Origin of the sequence: Bradyrhizobium sp. 27S5 (genome assembly GCF_037217225.1) — a bacterium.
GTDB classification, from domain to species: Bacteria; Pseudomonadota; Alphaproteobacteria; order Rhizobiales; family Xanthobacteraceae; genus Bradyrhizobium; species Bradyrhizobium septentrionale.
Map to the genome: position 1 here is coordinate 58416 of NZ_CP147715.1, position 21447 is coordinate 79862.

A 21447-nucleotide genomic window follows, 5' to 3' on the forward strand; every position below is an offset into this window, starting at 1 on the left:
TGCCGCGGATTTGGTCGCCGCGCTGCCGTCTCGATTGCCCCGCGCATGAGATCCAAACCGAGCTCTGATTCGCCTACATCTTCGAAAGTGAGAACGGATGGATTTCACCTCAACTAGCCGACTGCAGCAACAATCGAACAGCGCCGCCCAGCAAGAGACTGCACCGGTGTCCCCGTCGACAGACGCGGCGGCCTTTGAGCGGCAGCTAAGCGAGATCACCCGTCCAGGTGATGGTGTGCTGATGCAGGCCCCCCCCCATCAAGTCGCCGCATCGCCATCGGAGGCGCAGCCCATCATGCAGGCGAGCGGGCACGAATGCCCTCCAGCGTCGCAGGATGGAGGCGGCGGGCCAATGCCAGGCGCCTCGGCGCTGCAGCCTGGCCAGTCAGCAGAGGTTTACGGTACCCGCAGGCGTCCTCTTTATTCCCAAGATGCTGACCTTATTTTGGGGCTTGAGGAGGCCCTCATCAAAGGGGGGGCTGTCAAACGCACTGCCAAGGAGAATGTAGGTCATCTTCTTAGATTGGGCCGCTGGCTCTTTGAAAACAAAAAGCAGGCCATTGCTGCTCGGCTCGACGACGAGTCGTTGACCGTTGATGCGTGCGAGTTCTTCGGAAAGGGTAATCCCACGAGACTCCTTACGGCAATAGGTCATCTCCGGACCTCGCAGTCGACGGGCGGAATCGTGCCGATCGCAGACCGCGCTAAGCTGAATCCTTATCCCCAGGACGCGGCTCTCATCGAAGAGTACAAAAACGAAGCAACGACAGGTACCGTCAGTACCTATGCATTTACCCTTAGCAGTTTCAGTGACTACCTGCGTAAAAACAACAAGAAGGGCATTGCTGCTCGGCTTTCCGGCAAGGCGTTGGATGGAGATGTCGGAGACTATAAGAAGGACGTCGGTGGTAATAGGCGGATCGGTGCCGCACTGGCTCATCTCCGAAAATCGCGGGCCGGCGCTAAAGCGATGGAGCTCGATCGCCATATTTCTCCCGGTCCTGATCCCGAACGCGCGGCCCTGATGGAGCCGAGGCGGGTCAGCGACGCCGCTGCGGAGCACCGCGCGTCGCAGGAAGCTGGCAGTTGGCCAGAGAAGCTTCCTGCAGAAGGCTACGATCAGGATTTGGTTTTGGGGCTGATGGACGAACCCGGTCCGTCGCACTCGGCGCTGCAGCCGGCTCAGTCAACTGGAGTTTTGAGAAGGCAGAGGAAGCAGCCACTTTATTCCGAGGATGGTCCCCTTATTTCGGGGCTTGAGAAGGCCCTCATCAAGAGCGGGGCCACCGAAATCAGCGCCAAGGCCAATGTATATTCTCTTCGCAGCTTTGGCCGCTGGCTTGTCGCAAATAACAAAGAGTCCATTGCTGCTCGGCTCGACGACGAGTCGTTGACCATTGATGCGCGCGAGTTCTTCGGAAAGGGTAATCCCACGAGACTCCTTAAGGCAATAGATCATCTCCGGACCTCGCAGTCGACGGGCGGAATCGTGCCGATCGCAGACCGCGCTAAGCTGAATCCGTATCCCCAGGACGCGGCTCTCATCAAAGAGTACAAAAACGAAGCAACGACAGGTACCGCCAGTACCTATGCAGTTGTTCTTAACAGTTTCAGTGACTACCTGCGTGAAAACAACAAGAAGGGCATTGCTGCTCGGCTTTCCGGCAAGGCGTTGGATGGAGATGTCGAGAGCTATAGGAAAGACGCCGCCGGGGGTAATCGGAATATCGGTGCCGCACTGACCCATCTCCGAAAATCGTCGGCCGGCGCTAAGGCGATGGAGCTTGAGCGCCATATTTCCCCCTTTCCTGATCCCGAAGACGCGGCCCTGACGGAGCCGAGGCGGGTCGGCGACGCCGCTGCGGAGCACCGCGCGTCGCAGGAAGCTGGCAGTTGGCCAGAGGAGCTGCTTCCTGCGGAAGCCCACGATCAGGATTTGCTTTGGGGGCTGATGGACGAACCCGGCCCGTCGTCCTCGGCGCTGCAGCCGGCTCGATCAACCGGGGTTCGCAGGAAGCAGCCTCTTTATTCCGAGGACGCTCCCCTTATTTCGGAGCTTGAGGAGGCCCTCATCAAGGGCGGGGCCGCTGAAGCCACCACCAAGGATTATGCAGGTTCTCTTCGCAGGTTTGGCCGCTGGCTCTTCGAAAATGACAAAAAGGGCATTGCTGCTCGGCTCGACGACGAGTCGTTGACCATTGATGCGCGCGAGTTCATCGGAAAGGGTGATCCCGCGAAACTCCTTGCGGCAATAGATCATCTCCGGACCTCGCAGTCGACGGGCGGGATCGTGCCGATCGCAGGCCGCGCTAAGCTGAATCCTTATCCCCAGGACGTGGCTCTCATCAAAGAGTACAAAAACAAAGCTGCGACAGGTACCGTACGTACCTATGCAGTTGTTCTTAACAGTTTCAGTGACTACCTGCGTGAAAATAACAAGAAGGGCATTTCTGCTCGGCTTTCCGGCAAGGCGTTGGATGGAGATGTCGAGAGCTATAGGAAGGACGCCGGGGGTAATCGGAATATCGGTGCCGCACTGGCTGATCTCCGAAAATCGCAGGCCGGCGCTAAAGCGATGGAGCGCGAGCGCCATATTTCCCCCGTTCCTGATCCCGAAGACGCGGCACTGATGGAGCCGATGCCCGTCGGCGGCGCCGCTGCGCAGCACAGCGCGTCGCAGGACGCGGGCAGTTGGCCAAAGGAGCTGCTTCCTGTAGAAGGCTACGATCAGGATTTGCTTTGGGAGCTGATGGACGAACCCGGCCCGTCGTCATCTCTTCTTGAGCCAGCCGCGCGCCATGACCAGTCATCGGATCCCGGAGAGTCCATTCGTCCCTTGAATTGGGGCTACGACCGCCAGCAGTTCCCGGACGAGCCGATCGGTGCACTTGCCAGGAGCAACCTCCTGCCAAGCAAGGAGGTCCTCATCAACGATGAGCATGACACAGCTGAATTGAGGCCAGCGAAGAGGCCGAGGACCCTAGACAATCTGCACGGCGTTGCCATTGAGCGGCAACTGAGCGAGATCGTCGCTTCAGGCGGTCGCCTGCTGACGTCGGCCCCCACCCATCAACTGGGTGCATCGCCATGGCAGGCGCAGCCGACGATGCAGGGGAGTGGGTACCAAGATGCCACGGCGCTGCAGCGAGCTGTCAGTCGGCCATTGGTCCTCCCGGAAGGTTATGATCAGGATCTGCGTTTGATGGTGGAAGACGGCCCACCGTGGCCCGGGGTTCCCCCGGAGCAGGCGCAGGACATAGTCCAAGCTGGACAGCAGGAACCTGCCTGGTCCGCCTCAACCTGGTCGCCGCAGATGCCGCTCAACTTTGATTGGAGTATGTGGCCGATGCTGGAAGCATCGCCAGCGCACTCTACCAGGGCTCCCTCAGACATCTACGCTGGTCTTGAGCCATTTCTTGCTCTGAATGCGCCGACACCGTCCGAGTTGCGCGACGATGCTCACTTTGAGCCAGCGCAGGCTGCCAGGGCTCGCTCAAGCACCTACGGCGGTCCTCCGTTGGTTGATCTGACTGCGGCCACGCCGTCTGAATCACGCGACGATGTTAATTCTGTGCCGGCGTTTCCGAGCACCTCCTACGATGCTCAGATCGGGGCTTTAGGTCCGACAGCCTCGTCTCACGGCCGCGGGCTGGTGCTCGAGGACACGGAATGGCTGGGCGACGAGCATGTCCTGAGAGATTACCAGCTCCTGGCGCAAGAGTTGGGGGGGGACAATCCGAATCTCGCCGCCCGGACGCGGTTCGTGGATCCTCTCATAACCCTTGTTAGCCTGCGCTTGGGCACCGAGAGCGAAATGCTACGCGCATTCCAGCGCATCGTCCATGATCAGAATGGTGACGACACAGCCGACTTCCTGTTCCTGCCAGTGAACAATGCCCGTGCTACGAATCTCCCCGGCACCCATTGGTCGTTGCTGTTTGTTGATCGCCGCGACCGCGAAAGGCCGGTTGCCTATCGCTACGACTCCATGGGGGAATACAACAACACGCCCGCAGCAGAGCTCGCAGCAAGGCTGGGCGCCCGCCTGGAGTCACGCGGCATGACCCAGCAGCTGAACACTTATGATTGCGGCGTCTTCGTGGTGGACGGCACGCGGGCGCTGGTTAGGCAATTGGAGCAAGGACGAGCACCACACCTGCTGAACCTCAGCAGCCTCGTTGCCAATCGGCAGGCGCTGCAGAACCGACTCGGGGGCTGATGTCGTACGCATACGACGAAGCTTACGATTACCCACATTTTTGAGTCAGAGTGTCGCTCCCGTTGCGATATCGATGACTCGCGACAATCCGCGCCACATGATCAGATTCCCTGGTGGCGGATCGTTGGCACGGGCGAGGTAGCCGCCGAGCCTGGCGATCTTGATGAGATAATGCGACAATGTCTTTCGTTGTGCGCTGACTGGAATCTTGTCTTTGACGAGCCGATCAAGCAATTGGATTTCACCTTTGGTCAGCACAAACTCCGGTGAGGCATTTGGCGCTGAACGATTAAGCATCGTCATCCAAAAAATGCGCCAGCTCACAATGCAGAATACCGAGATCAGATTCGTCAGTCGCTGAGCGGTCCGCAGTTGCGAGACCTTCATCCCGGGTAACATTACTTCCTGAGGCAATACGTCTGGCCGACATTCCGCGCCTATGGCCATGGTCGCCGACAAGATCGTCGTGATCAGCCGCCGCGCCGGCGAGAGCGATGTCTGGACCTGGACCTCGTCCGGCGGCTCCGGATTCGAGATCGCCCGGGCCAGCGACGAGGACGCGGCACGTGTGGTGCGCGGCACCGAGATCGTCCTGCACCTGAAGGACGACGCGAAGAAATATCTCGAGACCTACGAGATCGAGCGCATCGTCGGTGCCTATTCCGACAACATCCTGTTTCCCATTGAGCTCGTGCCCGGTGAGGGCGAACCGCGCCAGATCAATTCGGCGAGCGCGCTGTGGCAGCGCTCGAAATCCGAGCTGACGGCGGAGGACTACAAGAAGGCCTATCAGCAGATCAACTCCGCCTTCGACGATCCCGCGATGACGCTGCACTACCGCGCCGAGGGCCGCTATTCCTACGCCGTGCTGCTGTTCGCGCCGTCGACGAAACCGTTCGACCTGTTCGAGCCGAACCGGAAGGGCCGGGTGAAGCTTTACGTCCGCCGCGTCTTCATCACCGATGATGCCGATCTGCTGCCGGGTTACCTCCGCTTCATCCGCGGCGTGGTCGACAGCGAGGATCTCCCGCTCAACATCTCCCGCGAGATGCTCCAGAACAATCCGCAGCTCGCACAGATCCGCAAAGCCGTGGCGACGCGTGTCGTGTCCGAGCTCGAAAGCCTCGCCGAGAAGGATCCGGAGAACTTTGCCAAGATCTGGGACGCCTTCGGCGCGGTGCTGAAGGAAGGCATCTATGAGGATTTCGAGCGTCGCGAAAAGCTGCTCGCGTTGTCGCGCTTCACCACCACGTCGGGCGAGAAGCGGTCGCTGAAGCAGGTCATCGCCGATTTCAAGCCGAACCAGACCGAGATCTATTATCTCGTCGGCGACAGCATCAAGCGGCTGAAGTCCAATCCGCGGCTGGAAGCTGCGACCGCGCGCGGCATCGAGGTGCTGCTGCTGTCCGATCCCGTCGACGCCTTCTGGACCTCGATGCCCTCGGAGTTCGAGGGCAAGCCGCTGAAGTCGCTGAGCCAGGGCGATCTCAATCTCGACCTGATCCCGCGTGTCGACGAGGCGGACGAGGCGAAAAAGGACGAGCCGGCCGCCGACGAAGCCGCCACCATCGCGGTGATCAAGGCCGCGCTCGGCGAGCGTGTCAGCGACGTCAAGGTCTCAACGCGCCTCACCAGCTCGGCCTCCTGCCTCGTTGCCGACAGCCAGGGGCCGAGCCGCGAGCTCGAGCGCATCCTGTCGCAGCAGAACCGCGGCATGCGGACCAAGCCGATCCTCGAGATCAACCTGCGCCATCCGCTGGTGACGGCGATCACCAGGGCCCAGGCTAGCTCAGAGGTCGTCGACGACCTCAGCCTGCTACTGCTCGAGCAGGCGCAGATCCTCGACAGCGAGTTGCCGGAAGACCCGGCTGCGTTCGCGGCGAGGTTGAACCAGCTGGTGCTGCAAGGACTCGGGTAACTCGCAATTCTCAGTGTGCCCAACGGCGCGGATCACCAATGGAGGAAGGTGCCACCCAGACAGTAGGTTTGATCTGGTAGCTGGCAAGCGGCTTGTCTGAGCAAAGGCCGCCGAGGGCGGTTGAGCATCCATTGGGCCGTAACGTGAGGAAAGCCTGAGCAGATATCGAAAGTGAAATTGCAGATGCCAACCCGCCTGAGATTCGGGGAAGGCAGCGTGGGACAGGTAGCAACCGACACGAGCACCTGTCTCGATCTGCCGGGGTGGGCACGGCACGTCGGAATGGTGATTCGGGGAATTGGGAAGGCCCGCAGGGGGCGGAGGTCGCGTCTTCAACGTCGCAATTGGCGGCTCGCCTACAACCTGATCCTCATCCCCAAACTGGTTGCAGCGTAGCCAACTTGGCGTCCAGACCACCAAAGCGCTTCAAACTCTCAAACAAATCATCCCAACAATGGCACCCGCGACAGAACAAACGCCCAATTCCTTGGATTTTTCAGTAAACTGCTAGGTCGCGCTTCCTGGCAGACGACGGGGTAGCGGCCGGCGAAGCGGTGGAGACCTGAGCGCCAATGCGGCCGTCATGCGGGCGGAGGCGCTCTCGCGCAAGCCCGGCTGCGTCGGCGCGATCGCGTTCAGCCGCAGCGGGGATCCGGCGACCGGCGAGTTCGGCGACGTGCCGGACGACCTGAGCGCTTTGTGAAGCCCGACTAACCCGGGAGCGAATGCTCAAGGAAGAAGCGCAGCATCTCCCTCGTCGCGTCCGGCCCGCGGGGATCGGTGTAGGAGCCGGCGGGACTGCCTCCCGACCAGGCGTGGCCGGCGCCGTGAACGTTCCAATGCTCGGAGATGGCCCGCCCTCTCGGATCGGTCAGGTTCGTGCGGGTGTAGGCGTGCCCATGGGGCACTCGTCCGTCGCTCACCTTCGCTTTCAAACCTGCCGCCTTGATGGACTGCTCGACAATCCGGTCGCCGTTGTTCGGATGCACCGTGGTGTCGCGATCGCCATGGAAAACGATGGTCGGCACTGGCGGTCCACCATCGGCAATTTCAGACCCGCCTCCCTGCCGCATGGCGACGAACGCGGAGGGAAGATCGCTTGCCGCCCCGCAGGCGAGGCCGGAATGGATCCCGACGGCCGCGTACAGATCGGCGTGGGTCGCTGCCATGATGGCGGCGAGCGCCCCGCCGGCCGACAGACCTGCGACGTAGACCCGCTTCGGATCGATCGGATAGTCCCGCATGACCTGGCGAGTGATGCCCGCGATCAGCGAAGGCTCCCCGCCGTCCCGGTGCTGGTCGCCCGCGCGAAACCAATTCCAGCATTTCGCCTGGTTGGCTCCGCTGGGCTGCTCCGGATAGACCACGAAGCAATTTCGCTCTTCCGCCAGGAAATTCATCCGGGTCCCGGCCGCGAATTCGTCCGGCGACTGGGTGCAGCCGTGAAGCATGACGACCAGAGGAAGCGGCTTTTCTTGGGAGCGGCTTGGGACGAACAGCTTGTAATTCCGGCTTCCATTCGCGCTGCGGAAGGTGCCTGCGATGAATCTCGTGCCTTGGGGCGCGATATCCGTCGTGGCAGGCGGAGCGCGGGTCATCGGACCACGCAGGTTGAGTCCGGGGAAGTCTTTCAAGCGATCGAAGCTTTGCAAAGGAGCGGGAGAAACCCGGGTGGTTCGTCGGCTTTCCTTCTCCTCGACGACGCTGGCCTTCACGTCGATGGTCGGCGGCTCGAGCCGAGCTGGCGAGACACGAGCTTGGGACGGTTCTGGCGACTCGCCGCGGAGCATGCGCTGCAGGAGCGCGGTGGCCTCGACCAGTTGGCCCGTAAGCGTGAGGCGCGTGGCCTCGGAAATCAAGTTCTGGCTCAGCATCGCATTCACCTTGTTCTGTCGGAGAGGGCGGCCTTGACCGCGGGAGTGGCGTGAAGGGCACCGAGCACCGAGACCGAAGCAATGGTGGCGCCGGCCAGCTCGGGGGTGACGTCCTGGGTGATGGTCGCGAGACCCAGCACGTTGATGTGCAGCATCTCGCCGGCGCGCCGCGCCGCTTCGAGATCCTCGCGGGTGTATTTCCGCACGCCCAAGTCCAAGCCCTTTCGGACCGTCGACTGCTTCACGACGTCCGCGTGGCGTTCGAGCTGGTTGCGGATGGCCGTCCGGATGAAATCCGTGCGGTTCGAATAGAACCCTTCCTGCACCATCAGATCGACCTGACCCAGATCGACATAGCCAAGGTTGATCGTGATCTTCTCTGTATCGGGGATCCGAGGTCGCAGCTCGCGCACATTGTCGACCATGAAAGCATCCATTTTCACCATCCATCGGGATGGCGTAGGGATTTTATGTGGATGTTCAGGAGCTATTTTCAAGGGGGCAGCGAAAAATCGGTTAGACGCTGGCAGTTCGTCGGCCGGCCTCGTCTCGCGCCGACGTTCAGCGTTTGGCGCCGCGAACGCCGCAGCCGAGTTCCCGGCGGCGGCAGAAATCAATCCGCGGTACGCGCTTTCATACTCGCGCGCCATTCGGTCCGCGGAGAAGCGCTCCTCGAAGCGGGTGCGATGGCGTCCTGGTCCACCCCCGGATCTTCCACGATCAACCCGCGCGGGGTCGGCTACGCGAAGCGTGCCGCCGCTTGGCTTATGCCGGCGCGGTGATCGCGACCGGGGCCGGTCCTTCGAGGAGCCATCGAGCGGGAATTCCCCCGCTCCGGATGGAGCCTCAAGACAATGTCCTATCTCAGCCTCGCACAAAAACCACGCCTTCAACCTTGCCCGCACCCTGATGGTCCCGGTCACGCTCTTCCAGGTCGACGGCGAATACGGCGTCATGCCCAGCGACGAGATCGACGAAGGTAACGGCCTCGACATCATCCACGAATATAATCCGCACGATGAACGGCCGGCTCACTGAGCCGGCTTCGCTTTCGCGGAGGCTCTGTTCCGTGGGTGCCGCCACCCAACCGGTGGGAGCCTACCGCGTCTGCGCAGACAGCGATCTGGTTACGTCGCCGCCTTCTTTCCTTTCGGATGATATCCGCGATTGCGCTTCTGGCGCAGCAGGTCGAGGAACAGCCTGACCGCTTCGTCCTCGCGCGCGAAGCTGTGCTTCATCATCTGACCTTGTGCGCCGATCCGTCCCCAGCGGCGTGTCAGGCAGATGTCGCCGAAGAGCGTCGGTTCGATGGCCATGGCGTAGAACCGGGCCATGTTCTTCGAGGCGTCGGTGCGTTCGATATAGAGCTGGTAGGGCTGCGCGATCATGACGACAGAATCCCGCATCGGAGAATCCGCGTCCAATGAGTTTTTTGAATCGATCAGGGGCATATTGATTCATTTTTGCGAAGGGTGGCTTTTGGGGGCGGGCAGCTCTGGCGAGCGGACGGCTCTATGCGCCAAGCGCACCGAACCCGCGATGCGGTTTCGTCCTCCGGTGACGATCCTCCCGCGGTAGGTGGCACGGTCGAGAAAACCGATGATCGTAGCGTGTGCGGCGGGCTGCCGCGATCAATCGAGGGCGCACCAATCGCGTCGCGGCTCGTTCCAGCGCCGGGCGAGACCTTCCTCGACGAGCGTCGCGCCAAGCGAACGATCCGCGCGCGTGACCGTGCGCAGCTTGCGCCCGTACCGGTCAGTGTCGCGCCAGCCCGAGACTAGCGTGAAGCTGCCGGCGTTTAGTAGGACCAGCAACCGATCGCGGGCGATTTCGCCAGCCTGCCTCTCGTCGCGGCAATGCGGCGTGAAGATTTCCGGGGCGCCGATATCGGCGATCCTGATCTTATCACCCCTGAACCAGAATGTGTCACCGTCGACGACGCAGTTCACGCGGATCGGCCCATCGCAAAGCGTGAAACGGGCCCTCAGCGTATCGCTCCGCAGAGGCGGCGGGATGACCAAAGTGGTGGTCTCGTATCGCTCCGGCATATCCGGCGAATGCCGCGAGGGGACACCGATGGCGATCGCCAGGATCGCAATGATCGCCATTGGCTCCCACAACAAGAAAGCGCAGCGCCGTCATGCTTTTTCTTCCGGTTGGAATCGGTTGTGACCGACGCAAGCCTTCATATCGTCGCGCCGGAACCAGATGGCGCGGCCGCACCGCAATGGTGCGTTGCCGGCGGTGAACACGATCTGCTCGTCGGCGCGCATGCGCAGCACTTCGTGCGGCTGGATCAGCGGCCGCGAGGCCAGCTGCTTCGAGCGCGTCCGCGACGAACCGGACGCCTGCGAGGAGCGGCTGACCTGGTCGATCTCGACCGTGGTCATGCCGCAGCGCTTTGAGATGTAGTCGGCGGTTTCCGGGTCGTTCACGGCCGCGAAGGCGATCCAGCTCGCGCTCTCGAACCATTTGCTTGCCGCGTCGCGGCCGCCATAGGTTTCGCGCATCTGACCGATCGACTGGAACAACAGGAGGAGCGTGATGCCGTATTTGCGGCCGGCGTCGCGGGCGGTCTCCAGGATGCGCATGAAGCCGAGGCGTGCCACCTCGTCGAGCAGGAACAAAGCCCGTCCCGTCACCGCGCCGTTGTGGTTGTAGATCGCGTTCATGAAGGAGCCGATGATGACGCGGGCGAGTCCGGCATGGGTCTCCAGCGTCTTCAGGTCGAGATTGATGAACACGTCGGTCTGGCCGCCGGCGAGATCGTCGCTGACGAAGGTCGAGCCGGACACGAGCGCGGCATAGTTCGGATAGGAAAGCCAGTGGGTTTCCTTGACGGCGTTGGCGTAGACGCCGCTGAACGTCTCCGGCGTCATGTTGACGAAGACGGCAACGTTCTCCTTCACGAAGGCCGATTCCGAATTGTCGTAGATCGCCTGCAGACGAGCGCGCAGCTTGGGCTCCGGTTCGGACAGATTGGCGCGGACCTGGCGAAGCGTCTGGTTCTTGTCTTCCGTATGCCCTGACAGGCAGACATCGGCGATCAGCGCGGTCAGAAGCTGCAGCGCCGAGGCGCGGAAGAAATCGTCGCGCACACCGCGGGCGCCGCCGCTGTCGCTCATGATCCATGAGGCGACGGCGGCGATGTCTTCCTCCTTCGTGCCGCCGAAACGACCGATCCAGTCGAGAGCATTGAAGCCGGTTCGCGGCAGGTTCGTTGCTTCCTGGGCTGCTTCTGGCGGACGACCTTGCGCGGTTCGCTGTCCCGCATGTGGATCGAGCACATGCACGGTGCGCCCCGCCGCGCGCCGATGGGCGATCACCATTGGCGCGACTTCGTTGGACGGGTCGAGGACCACGAGCGCGCCGCCCCATTTGAGTGCGGTCGAAACCGTCACCGACGTCGTCTTGAAGCCGCCGGAACCGGCGAAGACAATGCCGTGCGACGAGCCGAAAGAGGCGTCAAAACAGAGCAGCGGCGGGCGGCCGCCGAACCCCCAGCTCTGGCGATCCGTGGTGCGAAACGGCTGAGCTGCCGCGCTGTCCCTATCGACGCGGTAACGCTCGCCGACGACGATGCCGCCAGCGTTGCCGAAGAGCCGTGCGGCTTCTGGCATCGACATCCAGTCCGCGTCGCCGTGCAGCGCGCGACGGCCGCGAACGCGCTTCGGGTCTGGCGCCGCAAAGGCGGCATTGCCCTTCACGGCGACGCGGAGCGCGAAGATGCCGCCCATCAGCACAACGCTGGCTGCGACCATGGTCGCCGGGTCGATCTGGGCCACCGCTGATCGGCCAGGGACGATGGTCTCGGGAGCCCCGGACAGGCGCATCGCTTCGCGCGCGAGGGCGATGGAAATCGCCGATACGCATCCTGCGACGACGCTCCACGCCGCCGCGCGGATACTCGCGGAGCCGGCGGTGGCGAACAGGAAGATGACGCCGATCCCTGCTGCCGCGATATAGGGCATCGCCAGCCCGGCGCGGGCGAACAGGAGACGCTGCGCCTCCGTCTTGCCGAGGCCGGCAAGCCCATGCCCGATTCCGGTCAACCCGAAGATCGCGCCGAGCATCAGGGCCATCGGCACGATCAGCAGAAGGAGCCTATTCGCCGTCACGGCCGAACGCCTCCGCCCCGATCGCGGCAAGCCGTGCTCGCTCGGCTTCGTCGGTTCTCAGCCGGCGACCGAGTTCGATCAGCGCGCCGAGCAGGACCGCGCGCTTCTCGTAGCGCAGCCCCGCCTTTGCGATCAGGCCACCGAGCTCGATCTTCTCGCGCGTGTCCTTCTTGCGGGCCTCGGAGGATGACGCCTGGCGCATGCGCTCATACCTCGCCAGCGCCATTCGCATGCGCGCCAGACGCGACCTTCGCGGCAGGAGCGCTCGGATCGCCTCCGGCCTCGGCTCCCTTCCTTCCGGTCGCCTTCCCTGCCTTCCCGCGAAACCGGCCGGCGAGATCCTCGAACGTGGCCAGAAGCTCGCCTTCCTCGATCTCGATCTCACCGAGTCCGGCCCTGAGCGCGATGCGCCCGATCCGCTCGGCCTCGCGTGTCTCTGCGGCCTTCAACTGTTCCTGGAGGCGAGTGATTTCTTCGCGGATCTTCGACGACGGTTTCTTCATTTCCGGTTGAGCCTCCGTGCTGGGCAGTGTTGCGGGACTGCGCGGAGGATTTCGGAAGTCGCTGGCCCGAGCGACTAATAAAAAAGCTAGTCGGCAAAGCCGACGCCGCTTGAGATCATCCCGGCCGCTCGATGAGAGCGGTCCAAGGGCGCAGTAATACGTCGCATCCGCGACGTCCTGTTTTCCCGCCTGCCGGGGTGTCCCACCCTGGCGTGGCCCTGCCGCCGCCCCCGACGAGCATCTGTGTTCCGCCCTCGTCCGGGAGATCGCGCCGCCTTGGCCATCACGCATTTCACGCCCCAGCTCATTTCGCGCGGTTCCGGCCGCAGCGCCGTGCTGTCGGCAGCGTACCGGCACTGCGCGCGCATGGAGCATCAGGCGGAGGGGCGGACCGTCGACTATTCCACCAAGCGGGGCCTGCGGCATGAGGAATTCCTGTTGCCGCCGGATGGCCCACAATGGGCGCGTGAGCTGATCGCCGACCGCTCGGTCGCCGGCGCCGCCGAGGCGTTCTGGAACGCAATCGAGGCTTTCGAGAAACGCTCCGATGCGCAGCTCGCGAAGGAATTCATCATCGCCCTGCCGGTCGAACTCACCGTCGACCAGAACATCGCCCTGGTGCGGGAGTTCGTCGCAACCCAGGTCCTCGCGCGCGGACAGGTCGCCGACTGGGTTTTCCATGACGAGCCCGGCAATCCGCACATCCATCTGATGACCACTCTTCGCCCTCTCGGCGACAACGGATTTGGGCCGAAGAAGGTGCCGGTCATCGGTGATGATGGCGCACCCCTGCGCAACGATTTCGGCAAGATCGTTTACCGGCTTTGGTCGGGAGAGAAGGCCGAGTTCCTCGAGCAACGCGAAGGCTGGCTCGACCTTCAGAACAAGCATCTGGCGCTCGCCGGCCTCGAGATCCGCGTCGATGGCCGCTCCTATGCCGAGCGCGGCATCGATCTTGCCCCGACGACGCATATCGGCGTGTCGACCAAGGCGATCGACCGGAAAGGAAAGAAGGCGGGCTGGTCCCCGAAGCTCGAGCGTATCGCGCTCCACGAAGAACGAAAGGCCGACAACCGTGAGCGGATGCTGCGGCGTCCTGAGATCGTGCTCGATCTCGTCACGCGCGAGCTGAGCGTCTTCACCGAGCGTGACATCGCCAGGGTGGTGCACCGCTATGTCGACGATGCCGGAACTTTCCAGCATCTGATGGCGCGTATCCTCCAGAACCCGGATGTGCTGCGGCTGGAGGGCGAGCGCATCGCGCTTGAGACCGGAATCCGCGAGCCCGCCAAATACACGACGCGCGAGCTCATCAGGCTCGAAGCCGAGATGGCGCATCGCGCCGTCTGGCTTGCCGGCCGATCCTCGCATGGCGTCCGGGAGAAAGTGCTGGCGGCGGCCTTCGAGCGTCATGACCGTCTGTCGGAAGAGCAGCGCGTCGCGATCGCGCATGTCGCCGGTGAGGGGCGGATCGCGGCTGTGGTCGGGCGCGCCGGCGCCGGCAAGACCACCATGATGAAGGCGGCGCGCGAAGTGTGGGAAGCGGCCGGCTATCGTGTGGTCGGCGGCGCGCTTGCCGGCAAGGCGTCCGAGGGATTGGAGAAGGAAGCAGGCATCGCCTCGCGCACGCTGGCCTCGTGGGAGCTTGCCTGGTCGAACGGGCGCGAGCAACTCGACGACAAGACCATCTTTGTCCTCGACGAGGCCGGCATGGTGTCGTCGCGGCAGATGGCGCTGTTCGTCGAAGCGGTTGTGAAGACCGGCGCTAAACTGGTGCTCGTCGGCGACCCCGATCAGCTTCAACCGATCGAGGCCGGTGCTGCGTTCCGCGCCATCGTGGCGCGCACCGGCTATGCCGAACTCAAAACCATCTATCGCCAGCGCGCGCAATGGATGCGCGATGCCTCGCTCGATCTCGCGCGGGGCCGCGTTGCCGAGGCGCTGCAGGCCTATGGCGCGAACGGCAAGCTGGAAGCGCGCAAGTTCAAGGCGCAAGCCGTCACGGCGCTGATCGAGGACTGGAACCGCGACTACGATCCGGCGAAATCCATCCTGATCCTCGCCCATCTCCGGCGCGATGTCCGCGCCCTCAACAACATGGCGCGGGCGAAGCTGATCGAGCGCGGCCTCGTCGAGGATGGTCAGGCGTTCTGCACTGAGGACGGCCAGCGCAAGTTCTCGGCCGGCGACCAGATCGTCTTCCTGAAGAACGAGGGGTCGCTCGGCGTCAAGAACGGCATGATCGCGCGTGTCATCGAGGCGCGGTCGGGCTGGTTCGCGGCGATAATCGGCGAGGGCGAACGCCAGCGCCGCGTCGAGGTCGACCAGCGCTTCTATGCGAACGTCGACCATGGTTATGCCACCACGATCCACAAGAGCCAGGGCGCGACCGTCGACCGGGTGAAGGTGCTCGCCACGCTCTCGCTCGACCGGCATCTTGCCTATGTCGCGCTGACCCGCCATCGCGAGAATGTCGCTCTCTATTACGGGGCGATTTCCTTCGGAAAGGCCGGCGGGCTCACCAAGATCCTGTCGCAGAGCCGGGCGAAAGAAACCACCCTCGACTATGAGCGCGGCCCTTCCTATCGCGCCGCGCTGCGCTTTGCCGAAGCGCGCGGTCTCCATCTCATGCGTGTCGCCCGCACCCTCGTCGCCGACAAGGTTCGTTGGACCGTCCGGCAGAGCTCCAGGCTCGCCGATCTCGGAGCGCGGCTCCTCGCGCTCGGCGCCCGGCTTGGCCTCGGCGCAGCTCGGAAACAGACGATTCCCAACGGCACAAAGGAGGCAAAGCCGATGGTCGCCGGCATCACCACCTTCGCCAAATCGATCGACCAGGTTGTCGAGGACAAGCTCGCCGCCGATCCCGCCTTGAAGAAGCAATGGGAGGAGATCTCGACCCGCTTCCGCTTCGTCTTCGCCGATCCCGAAGCCTCGTTCCGCAAGGTCGATATCGACAGCATGCTGAAGGACAAGGCGACTGCGCAATCCACCCTGTCGAAACTCGCGGAGAAGCCCGACAGCTTCGGTGCGCTGAAGGGCAAAACCGGCCTTCTGGCCAGCCGTGCCGACAAGCAGGACAGGCAGCGGGCGGACCTCAACGTGCCGGCGCTCGCCCGTGATCTTGAGCGGTTCTTGCGGCTGCGCTCGGAGGCGGAACATCGCTACGAGGCGGAGGAGCGCGCCGCCCGGCTGAAGGTCGCTGTCGACATTCCGGCGCTGTCGCCGTCGGCGAAGCAGACACTCGAGCGCATCCGCGACGCCATCGATCGGAACGACCTGCCCTCTGCCCTGGAGTTCGCGCTCGAGGACAAGATGATCGAGGCGGAGCTGGAAGGTTTTGCGCGTGCCGTGTCCGAGCGGTTCGGCGAGCGCGCCCTCGTCGGCCTCTCGGCCAAGGATGCCGACGGCAAGGTTTTCGAGGCGATTTCCGGCGGGACGAACGCCGCGCAGAAGGAGGAGCTCAAAGCCGCCTGGCCCGATCTGAGAACCGCGCAGCAGCTCGCGGCTCAGCAGCGAACCGCGGAGGCGCAGAAAGAAGCCGACATCCTTCGGCAGGCGCGGCGTCCGGGGTTGTCGCTGTGATGACCTCGACCGCCGAGCGGCGATCGGAGCCGTCAGGGTCGGATGCCGCGACCAGAAGGAAAGGCTGTGTTCAGCGTCGGCGAGCATCCGCGATCATGGCGGCCGGCGGCGTGGCGATGATTGCGATCGCCGGCATCGCCTGGCTCGGCGGCTTGCGCCTCAACCTGACGCCAAGCGAGCCGCTCGGGCTGTGGCGGATCGTGCCGATCGATCGGCAAGTCGTCGCCGGCGATCTCGTGTTCGTCTGTCCGCCGCCTGGGCCGGTTTCCGTCTTCGGCCTCGAGCGCGGATACTTTCGGCGGGGGCCATGCTCCGGCGGCGCCGCGCCGCTCATCAAGACTGTCGGTGCGCTCTCGGGTGCGCGCATCGACATCGGCGCCGTGGTCATGATCGACGGCGTGCTTCTGCCCCGATTGCGCCTCAGCCCCGTCGACGGTCAGGGACGACCGCTTCCGCCTTGGGCTGGGGGCGTCGTTCCGCCCGGCAATTTCTTCCTTCACTCCACTTTCGCAGGTTCCTATGACTCGAGGTATTTTGGGCCGGTTCCGGAGGCCGGTCTCCTCGGCCTGGCGCGGCCGGTCCTCACTTTCGATCCCTGATCGCCGGCGCGCGCTCCTTCTCGCCGTCGCGGCGGTCCTCGTCGGCTGGATCGGTTGGAGCGGGGATGTCCTCGCATTGCCGCTCGCGATGCTGTTTCCAGCGCTCTGGGCGTGGTCGCAGGATCGTGCCGCGTCGGTGGCGATGGGATATTTCCTGGCGGCTTCGCGTGGCTTGCGCCAGGGCGTTGCGACCTTCTTCGGCGCGTCGGTCTGGGCCGGCATTTTGCTGTGGGGCGCCGCGTCCGTCTGCTTCGTCGCGGTCCATGCCGTCCTATGGAGTCCCCGGCCGGGAAGCCAAAAGGCGTTCTGCTATCTGATCGCGGCCGTGCTGATGGCGGTTCCGCCCTTCGGCATCGTCGGATGGGCGCATCCGATCAGGGCGGCCGGCGTGTTGTTTCCCGGATGGGGATGGTGGGGGCTTGCGGCGACCGCAACTGGCCTGCTCGTCATGACGACGAAGGCTTGGCCAGTGGCCGCCATTGCCCTGGCCGATGCTTGGGCCCGGCTGTTCGGTCTTCCCCGCGGTCACCGTCTTCAACCTCTGAACAGGAATTCGCCCATGGCCGTTGATGCCGATCTCATCCAGAAATGTGCCGATCCCACCCTAAAACCCGCCATCGTCGAGAAATTCTTGCATGCCGCGGGAGCGCCCGATCCGCTTGCCGTGATGGTGCGCAGCGGCGATCGCATCATCCTGCTGCCGCCGGTCAAAACCCCGGAGGAGGCGCTCGAACTCGCCCGCAGCCATATCGGTCGAGCCGTCGTGCGCGTCGGCATCACGCAGTATCCGGCCGGTCTCGGCGTGAAGGATCCATCGGAGATGTCGCCGGATCTGTTCGACGCTTGCAAGAACATCCGCGCGGGCACGGCCCTCTTCGGCAAGGTCTGGCGGATCGTCTGGAAATGGTATGGCAATCCGACCGACGATAGCGTCATGTCACAGATGTTCGACGACGCGGTCGAGGCCTGGACGCGCGGGCAATTTGAGGGGACGGCGGTGTTTACCGCTCCCGATCCTGGCGGACCGAAGCCGCCGGAGCCGAAGCGGGAGGAGGCGTCTCAGCCGGCTGCGGCGGCACCATCACCGTCACCGCAGGAGCCGGCGCCCGGCGATCCCCACAAATCGGGCATCCGTATTGATCTGTCCGGCATCGGCGGGCGCGCTCCGTGAATGCAGTAGGACTCTGCGTATCCAGCGGAGACTATGCTGCCGCGATGTCTGTCAGGCTGAAATCATTGCCCTTGAACAAGAGCGGCTCGCCGGTGGCCTTCGCCAGAGCGTAGGAAAAGTAATCGTCATAGTTCAGGCCGGCTCTGTGCCGCCCTTTCCCGAAATCGAGGAAGGCCTGTCGGGCAAGTTCGCCGTGCTCGACCGTCACCGGCTCGACCGTGATGCCGGCTCGGCGGAAGAAGGCCTCGGCCTGCCGCATTCCTTCCGGGCCGAGCTGGTTCTCGATCACCATCGACAGCCCGACATGGTTCGCCACGCTGATGCGGCAGGCGTCGGCATCGTGAATGAGACGGGCGAAGGCTTCCGCTTCAGGTTCGCGGTAGAGGATCGCCACCATGGCCGAGGTGTCGATGATCATTTCGGCAGAGCGGCCTGGCGCTCGCAATTGTGCCGGGCGCGCCGTCGCGGTCGGAAGCCCTTGTTGGCCTCGATCATGCCGGCCGCGACCCATCGCAAGGCCATACCGGCATCCCGCCAGCGTTTGATGTTGCGCGTGACGCGGCGAATGGTGCCCATCATGTTCTCGGCGATGTTGGTACAGGCGAGCGATCGACGAAGCTCCTTCGGCAACTTCAACCGGACGACAGTCAGGATTTCGTCGAGGCCTTCAAGGATGCTCGCCGCTACACCGGGCCATTGCTGGTCGAGTCGACGCGCGAGATTGCGGATCAATTTTTCAGCCTTGTCGGCGTCATCGAGCTCCCAGGCCTGGCGCAGCACCCGACGGGTGGCCGCATGATGCTCTTTCGGCAGGCGTTCCATGATGTTGCGCGCCTTGTGGATCTGGCAGCGCTGGATCGCAGCGGCCGAACCGAAGGTGCGGCGGATCGCCTTCGACAACGCCTTCGCGCCGTCGGCGATGAACAGTGTTGGCACCGTCGGGTCGAGCCCGCGCGAGACCAGGTTGTCCAGCAGGGCTTGAACCGTGGCGGCATTCTCGGTCGCCCCTTCCACCAGCGCCAGCGGATGTTTGTTGCCTTCGCCGTCAACTCCGATCGCGGCGACCAGCACGAGATCGTCGCCGAGATGCAGCCCGTCGATTTGGATCACCAGAAGGTCGAGCGCGGACAGATCGGCAGCCATGAAGTCAGCCAGCCGCGCCGCCGACAGCGCTACGAACCTCCGCGAGGCCGCCGACTTCGAAACCCCCGATCCGGGCGGTACCGGCACGTCACCTTCGGGCAGCCGGACGGCGCGGCCGAACCGGCGCGTCGACACATTGATCAGCATCAGGTTCATCGCCCAGCGACCGAGCCAATCCTCCTGCGCCGCCGTTTCCCAGCTCGGGATCGTGACCTCGCCGCCATCCACGCCCCGGACCCGCGGGCGCTCGACCTCGATCTTGCCGCCGTGGAAGCCGATCCGTCCCCGCGTTCGGCCCAAGGTGCGTCCGCCGCGCCGCCTCGCGATCGTGGCGCGGCCCGCCACAACATCCGCCTCCATCATCGTGCCGAGCGCCTCGATCCCTGCCGCAAGGCAGAACCGATCGAAGCTCGCCCGCACTTCTGCAAACGCTTCGTCCACCGCCCCGGTCGCCGACGAACCAGCCGGTGTGATATCTCTCGTCATGGCGTTGCTCTCCTTTGTGGAATCAGCACCCCGAGCCTACCGGCTCAAGGTGGGCAACGCCGACCTCTTCAGAAATTCAACAGAACCCGGGACATCCCCCGAGCAGCTCATCCGGTCATCGCCAGACGAAGGCAGCTAGTTAGTGACCGGAGAAAACTGGGTGTCCAATTTGTGTATCGTCTGAAAATCGCAATCTCGTATTCAAAGCGCACGCCCGGCAAAGCTTGTCGGATGATTCAGCACACTGGGCGGGCTCAGTGGATAGGAAGGATTGTTGCGGGCGGCCATTCAACATCGCCACTAGAACAACGGGTTCGACAAAAGGCGCGCGGCCGAACGCTATCGGGGGTTCGAATCCCGCTCTCTCCGCCACCGATTTTTGGTAGCGGAAAAATCCTTCAAAATCAGTGTGTTCCCAAACCGCCAGTCGATGACGGTGTAGCACTGCAGTGTAGCACTCTCCAAAGCTAAAACATGGTGAGTACCGCTTTGAGTACAATACCTTGTGGTCCCGCATCAGGAAAGCACTGTCGAGCAAGCAAGCGAGCGCGACGCGAGCGGTCGCAGCTTCCAACTGATCCCCCAGAGCCATTCCGCGAAACCGAGATCGCTTTGCCACGGGATACACATCAGCTTTGGAGCATGGCTGCGGTGTATGTTCTCCCTCCCTCTCCGCCACAATAAAAAGATCAGTGCCGAGCATCGGTCGGCTCCACGGTGGTGACGGTTTCCTCGGCGGCGACATGGCCGCTCCACCAGTTCAGCTTGACCTTGCTGCTGAAGCTGCGGGCTTTGACGTCTATCTAAAGTTGTGTTATCCCGTCTCGGGAGGGTAAGTTCATGCTCGCCGGGCGTCCAAGCGACCTTATCCTCGGAAATGTTTTCATCAGCATTCCGTTTCGTTCCCTCGGCCTCAGCGTCGACATGGACGTCCATTTGAAACTCGAGGGCTACAGCCTCGGGACCTCGATAAAGACAAAGACGGCTCTGCACATGATCGAACGGCTGGAGCTCGCCGGGCGATTGTGGGCGGGTTCGCGATTGATCGAAAGTTCCTCGGGTAATTTGGGGCTTGCGCTCAGCGCTATCGCAGCAGAGCGAGGCTATCACTTCACATGCGTGAGCGACCCGAATCTTTCACTGCAGACCGACAAGCTGATGCGCGCTTACGGCGCAGAGGTCGTGATCGTAAACCGGCTGGACGGCAATGGCGGCTACCTGGGCGCCCGGATCGAGTACATCGCGAGCCGGCTGAAACAGGATCACGATCTGATCTGGCTCAACCAATACGCCAACGAGGATAATCCCGGCGCGCACGAACGCTTTACCGGGCCCGAAATCGTTCGACAGTTCGCGCGGCCGGACTACGTCTTCGTCGGCACGGGAACCACGGGAACCCTGACGGGGGTGTCGCGCTATCTGCGCAAGGTATCGCCAGCCACGCGCATCGTTGCCGTCGACACCATCGGCTCCGTCACCTTCGGCGGCAAGCCGGGCCAACGTCACGTTCCAGGACTGGGCACGAGTCGAAGGCCAGAGATAGCAGATGAAGCCGTCATGGATGAACTCGTCTACGTTTCCGAGTTCGACACGGTCGCGATGTGTCGGAGGCTGGCGGCACGAGGTCTGCTCGTCGGCGGTTCGACCGGCACGGTGCTCGCCGCGATAGCCAATTTCGGGCAACGCATCGCGCCCGGCTCGTGCATCGTCGCCTTGTCGCCGGATCTGGGCGATCACTATGTCGATACGATTTATGACGACGATTGGGTGCGGGAACGCTTTCCCGGCCTGTTGGAAGGAATCCGCTCGTTCGAACCCGTGTAACGCAAGTATC

Annotated in this window: 15 protein-coding genes and 3 pseudogenes; 7 read left to right on the top strand and 11 right to left on the bottom strand. The window is 63.3% G+C overall.

Translation table 11 applies throughout. The annotated features are described in order from the left end of the window. The first annotated feature begins 97 nt into the window (after positions 1-97). Positions 98-4219, top strand: coding sequence for a Ulp1 family isopeptidase (locus WDM24_RS43190; RefSeq protein WP_338832638.1), 4122 nt, complete (start codon positions 98-100; stop codon positions 4217-4219). 45 nt (positions 4220-4264) lie between these two features. Here the strand turns inward: WDM24_RS43190 and WDM24_RS43195 are convergent, their stop codons facing one another. Further along, complete coding sequence (locus tag WDM24_RS43195) at positions 4265-4606, bottom strand: IS4 family transposase (RefSeq protein WP_224581103.1); 342 nt, start codon at positions 4604-4606, stop codon at positions 4265-4267. Positions 4607-4664: 58 nt separating this feature from the next. Between WDM24_RS43195 and htpG the strand changes: the two are divergent. Both htpG and WDM24_RS43205 read left to right on the top strand, forming a co-directional pair. Next, a pseudogene (gene htpG, locus WDM24_RS43200) lies at positions 4665-6137 on the top strand (molecular chaperone HtpG); the annotation flags it as partial. 521 nt (positions 6138-6658) lie between these two features. Beyond that, positions 6659-6840: pseudogene (locus WDM24_RS43205) on the top strand (hypothetical protein). Positions 6841-6847: 7 nt separating this feature from the next. On the opposite strand, the gene WDM24_RS43210 reads toward WDM24_RS43205, so the two are convergent. From WDM24_RS43210 to traC, 8 genes are all read right to left on the bottom strand, one after another. Further along, the gene (locus WDM24_RS43210; RefSeq protein ID WP_338832639.1) at positions 6848-8011 is read right to left on the bottom strand and encodes a PHB depolymerase family esterase; all 1164 of its coding nucleotides are present in this window, start codon (positions 8009-8011) and stop codon (positions 6848-6850) included. A gap of 5 nt (positions 8012-8016) precedes the next feature. Next, positions 8017-8436 carry a CopG family transcriptional regulator gene (locus WDM24_RS43215; protein ID WP_338832640.1) on the bottom strand — a complete coding sequence of 140 codons (420 nt, stop codon included), beginning with the start codon at positions 8434-8436 and terminating at the stop codon, positions 8017-8019. A 439-nt stretch (positions 8437-8875) separates the two neighbouring features. Further along, on the bottom strand, positions 8876-9013 hold the full coding sequence (locus tag WDM24_RS43220; protein WP_166107071.1) for a hypothetical protein: 138 nt from the start codon (positions 9011-9013) through the stop codon (positions 8876-8878). A gap of 125 nt (positions 9014-9138) precedes the next feature. Beyond that, positions 9139-9399, bottom strand: coding sequence for a WGR domain-containing protein (locus tag WDM24_RS43225; protein ID WP_029084652.1), 261 nt, complete (start codon positions 9397-9399; stop codon positions 9139-9141). 243 nt (positions 9400-9642) lie between these two features. Further along, the gene (locus WDM24_RS43230) at positions 9643-10059 is read right to left on the bottom strand and encodes a thermonuclease family protein (RefSeq protein WP_224581113.1); all 417 of its coding nucleotides are present in this window, start codon (positions 10057-10059) and stop codon (positions 9643-9645) included. A 90-nt stretch (positions 10060-10149) separates the two neighbouring features. Then, complete coding sequence (traG, locus tag WDM24_RS43235; protein WP_338832592.1) at positions 10150-12129, bottom strand: Ti-type conjugative transfer system protein TraG; 1980 nt, start codon at positions 12127-12129, stop codon at positions 10150-10152. Continuing rightward, on the bottom strand, positions 12116-12361 hold the full coding sequence (traD, locus tag WDM24_RS43240) for a type IV conjugative transfer system coupling protein TraD (protein ID WP_414645817.1): 246 nt from the start codon (positions 12359-12361) through the stop codon (positions 12116-12118). Before traD ends, traG begins: the two co-directional genes overlap by 14 nt. Continuing rightward, positions 12336-12632 (bottom strand): conjugal transfer protein TraC, encoded by a 297-nt coding sequence (gene traC / locus WDM24_RS43245; protein ID WP_166107075.1) that lies wholly within the window; start codon positions 12630-12632, stop codon positions 12336-12338. Before traC ends, traD begins: the two co-directional genes overlap by 26 nt. 276 nt (positions 12633-12908) lie before the next feature. Here traC and traA point away from each other — a divergent pair, with 276 nt between their 5' ends. The 3 genes from traA (at position 12909) to WDM24_RS43260 (ending at position 17984) form a co-directional block, all read left to right on the top strand. Continuing rightward, entirely contained in the window at positions 12909-16214 is a 3306-nt protein-coding gene (gene traA, locus WDM24_RS43250) for a Ti-type conjugative transfer relaxase TraA (protein WP_338832593.1), read from the top strand. A gap of 95 nt (positions 16215-16309) precedes the next feature. Further along, positions 16310-16813 carry a conjugative transfer signal peptidase TraF gene (gene traF / locus WDM24_RS43255; RefSeq protein WP_234633915.1) on the top strand — a complete coding sequence of 168 codons (504 nt, stop codon included), beginning with the start codon at positions 16310-16312 and terminating at the stop codon, positions 16811-16813. 172 nt (positions 16814-16985) lie between these two features. Then, the gene (locus tag WDM24_RS43260) at positions 16986-17984 is read left to right on the top strand and encodes a TraH family protein (RefSeq protein ID WP_338832594.1); all 999 of its coding nucleotides are present in this window, start codon (positions 16986-16988) and stop codon (positions 17982-17984) included. A gap of 31 nt (positions 17985-18015) precedes the next feature. On the opposite strand, the gene WDM24_RS43265 is transcribed toward WDM24_RS43260, so the two are convergent. Both WDM24_RS43265 and WDM24_RS43270 read right to left on the bottom strand, forming a co-directional pair. After that, the gene (locus WDM24_RS43265) at positions 18016-18402 is read right to left on the bottom strand and encodes a type II toxin-antitoxin system VapC family toxin (protein ID WP_166107305.1); all 387 of its coding nucleotides are present in this window, start codon (positions 18400-18402) and stop codon (positions 18016-18018) included. After that, positions 18399-19613, bottom strand: a pseudogene (locus tag WDM24_RS43270) (IS256 family transposase). The gene WDM24_RS43265 and the pseudogene WDM24_RS43270 overlap by 4 nt, the downstream one beginning before the upstream one ends. An 840-nt stretch (positions 19614-20453) precedes the next feature. Here WDM24_RS43270 and sbnA point away from each other — a divergent pair. Continuing rightward, positions 20454-21437, top strand: coding sequence for a 2,3-diaminopropionate biosynthesis protein SbnA (sbnA, locus tag WDM24_RS43275; protein WP_338832595.1), 984 nt, complete (start codon positions 20454-20456; stop codon positions 21435-21437). The last annotated feature ends 10 nt before the right edge of the window (positions 21438-21447 follow it).

What these genes read in the sequence shown, in the direction of transcription:
- WDM24_RS43265 (WP_166107305.1), bottom strand. Translation starts at nt 18,402, where the DNA reads ATGATCATCGACACCTCGGCCATGGTGGCGATCCTCTACCGCGAACCT.
- WDM24_RS43190 (WP_338832638.1), top strand. Translation starts at nt 98, where the DNA reads ATGGATTTCACCTCAACTAGCCGACTGCAGCAACAATCGAACAGCGCC.
- traF (WP_234633915.1), top strand. Translation starts at nt 16,310, where the DNA reads ATGGCGGCCGGCGGCGTGGCGATGATTGCGATCGCCGGCATCGCCTGG.
- WDM24_RS43230 (WP_224581113.1), bottom strand. Translation starts at nt 10,059, where the DNA reads ATGCCGGAGCGATACGAGACCACCACTTTGGTCATCCCGCCGCCTCTG.
- traC (WP_166107075.1), bottom strand. Translation starts at nt 12,632, where the DNA reads ATGAAGAAACCGTCGTCGAAGATCCGCGAAGAAATCACTCGCCTCCAG.
- WDM24_RS43195 (WP_224581103.1), bottom strand. Translation starts at nt 4,606, where the DNA reads ATGAAGGTCTCGCAACTGCGGACCGCTCAGCGACTGACGAATCTGATC.
- sbnA (WP_338832595.1), top strand. Translation starts at nt 20,454, where the DNA reads ATGCTCGCCGGGCGTCCAAGCGACCTTATCCTCGGAAATGTTTTCATC.
- WDM24_RS43215 (WP_338832640.1), bottom strand. Translation starts at nt 8,436, where the DNA reads ATGGTCGACAATGTGCGCGAGCTGCGACCTCGGATCCCCGATACAGAG.
- WDM24_RS43225 (WP_029084652.1), bottom strand. Translation starts at nt 9,399, where the DNA reads ATGATCGCGCAGCCCTACCAGCTCTATATCGAACGCACCGACGCCTCG.
- WDM24_RS43210 (WP_338832639.1), bottom strand. Translation starts at nt 8,011, where the DNA reads ATGCTGAGCCAGAACTTGATTTCCGAGGCCACGCGCCTCACGCTTACG.
- traD (WP_414645817.1), bottom strand. Translation starts at nt 12,361, where the DNA reads ATGCGAATGGCGCTGGCGAGGTATGAGCGCATGCGCCAGGCGTCATCC.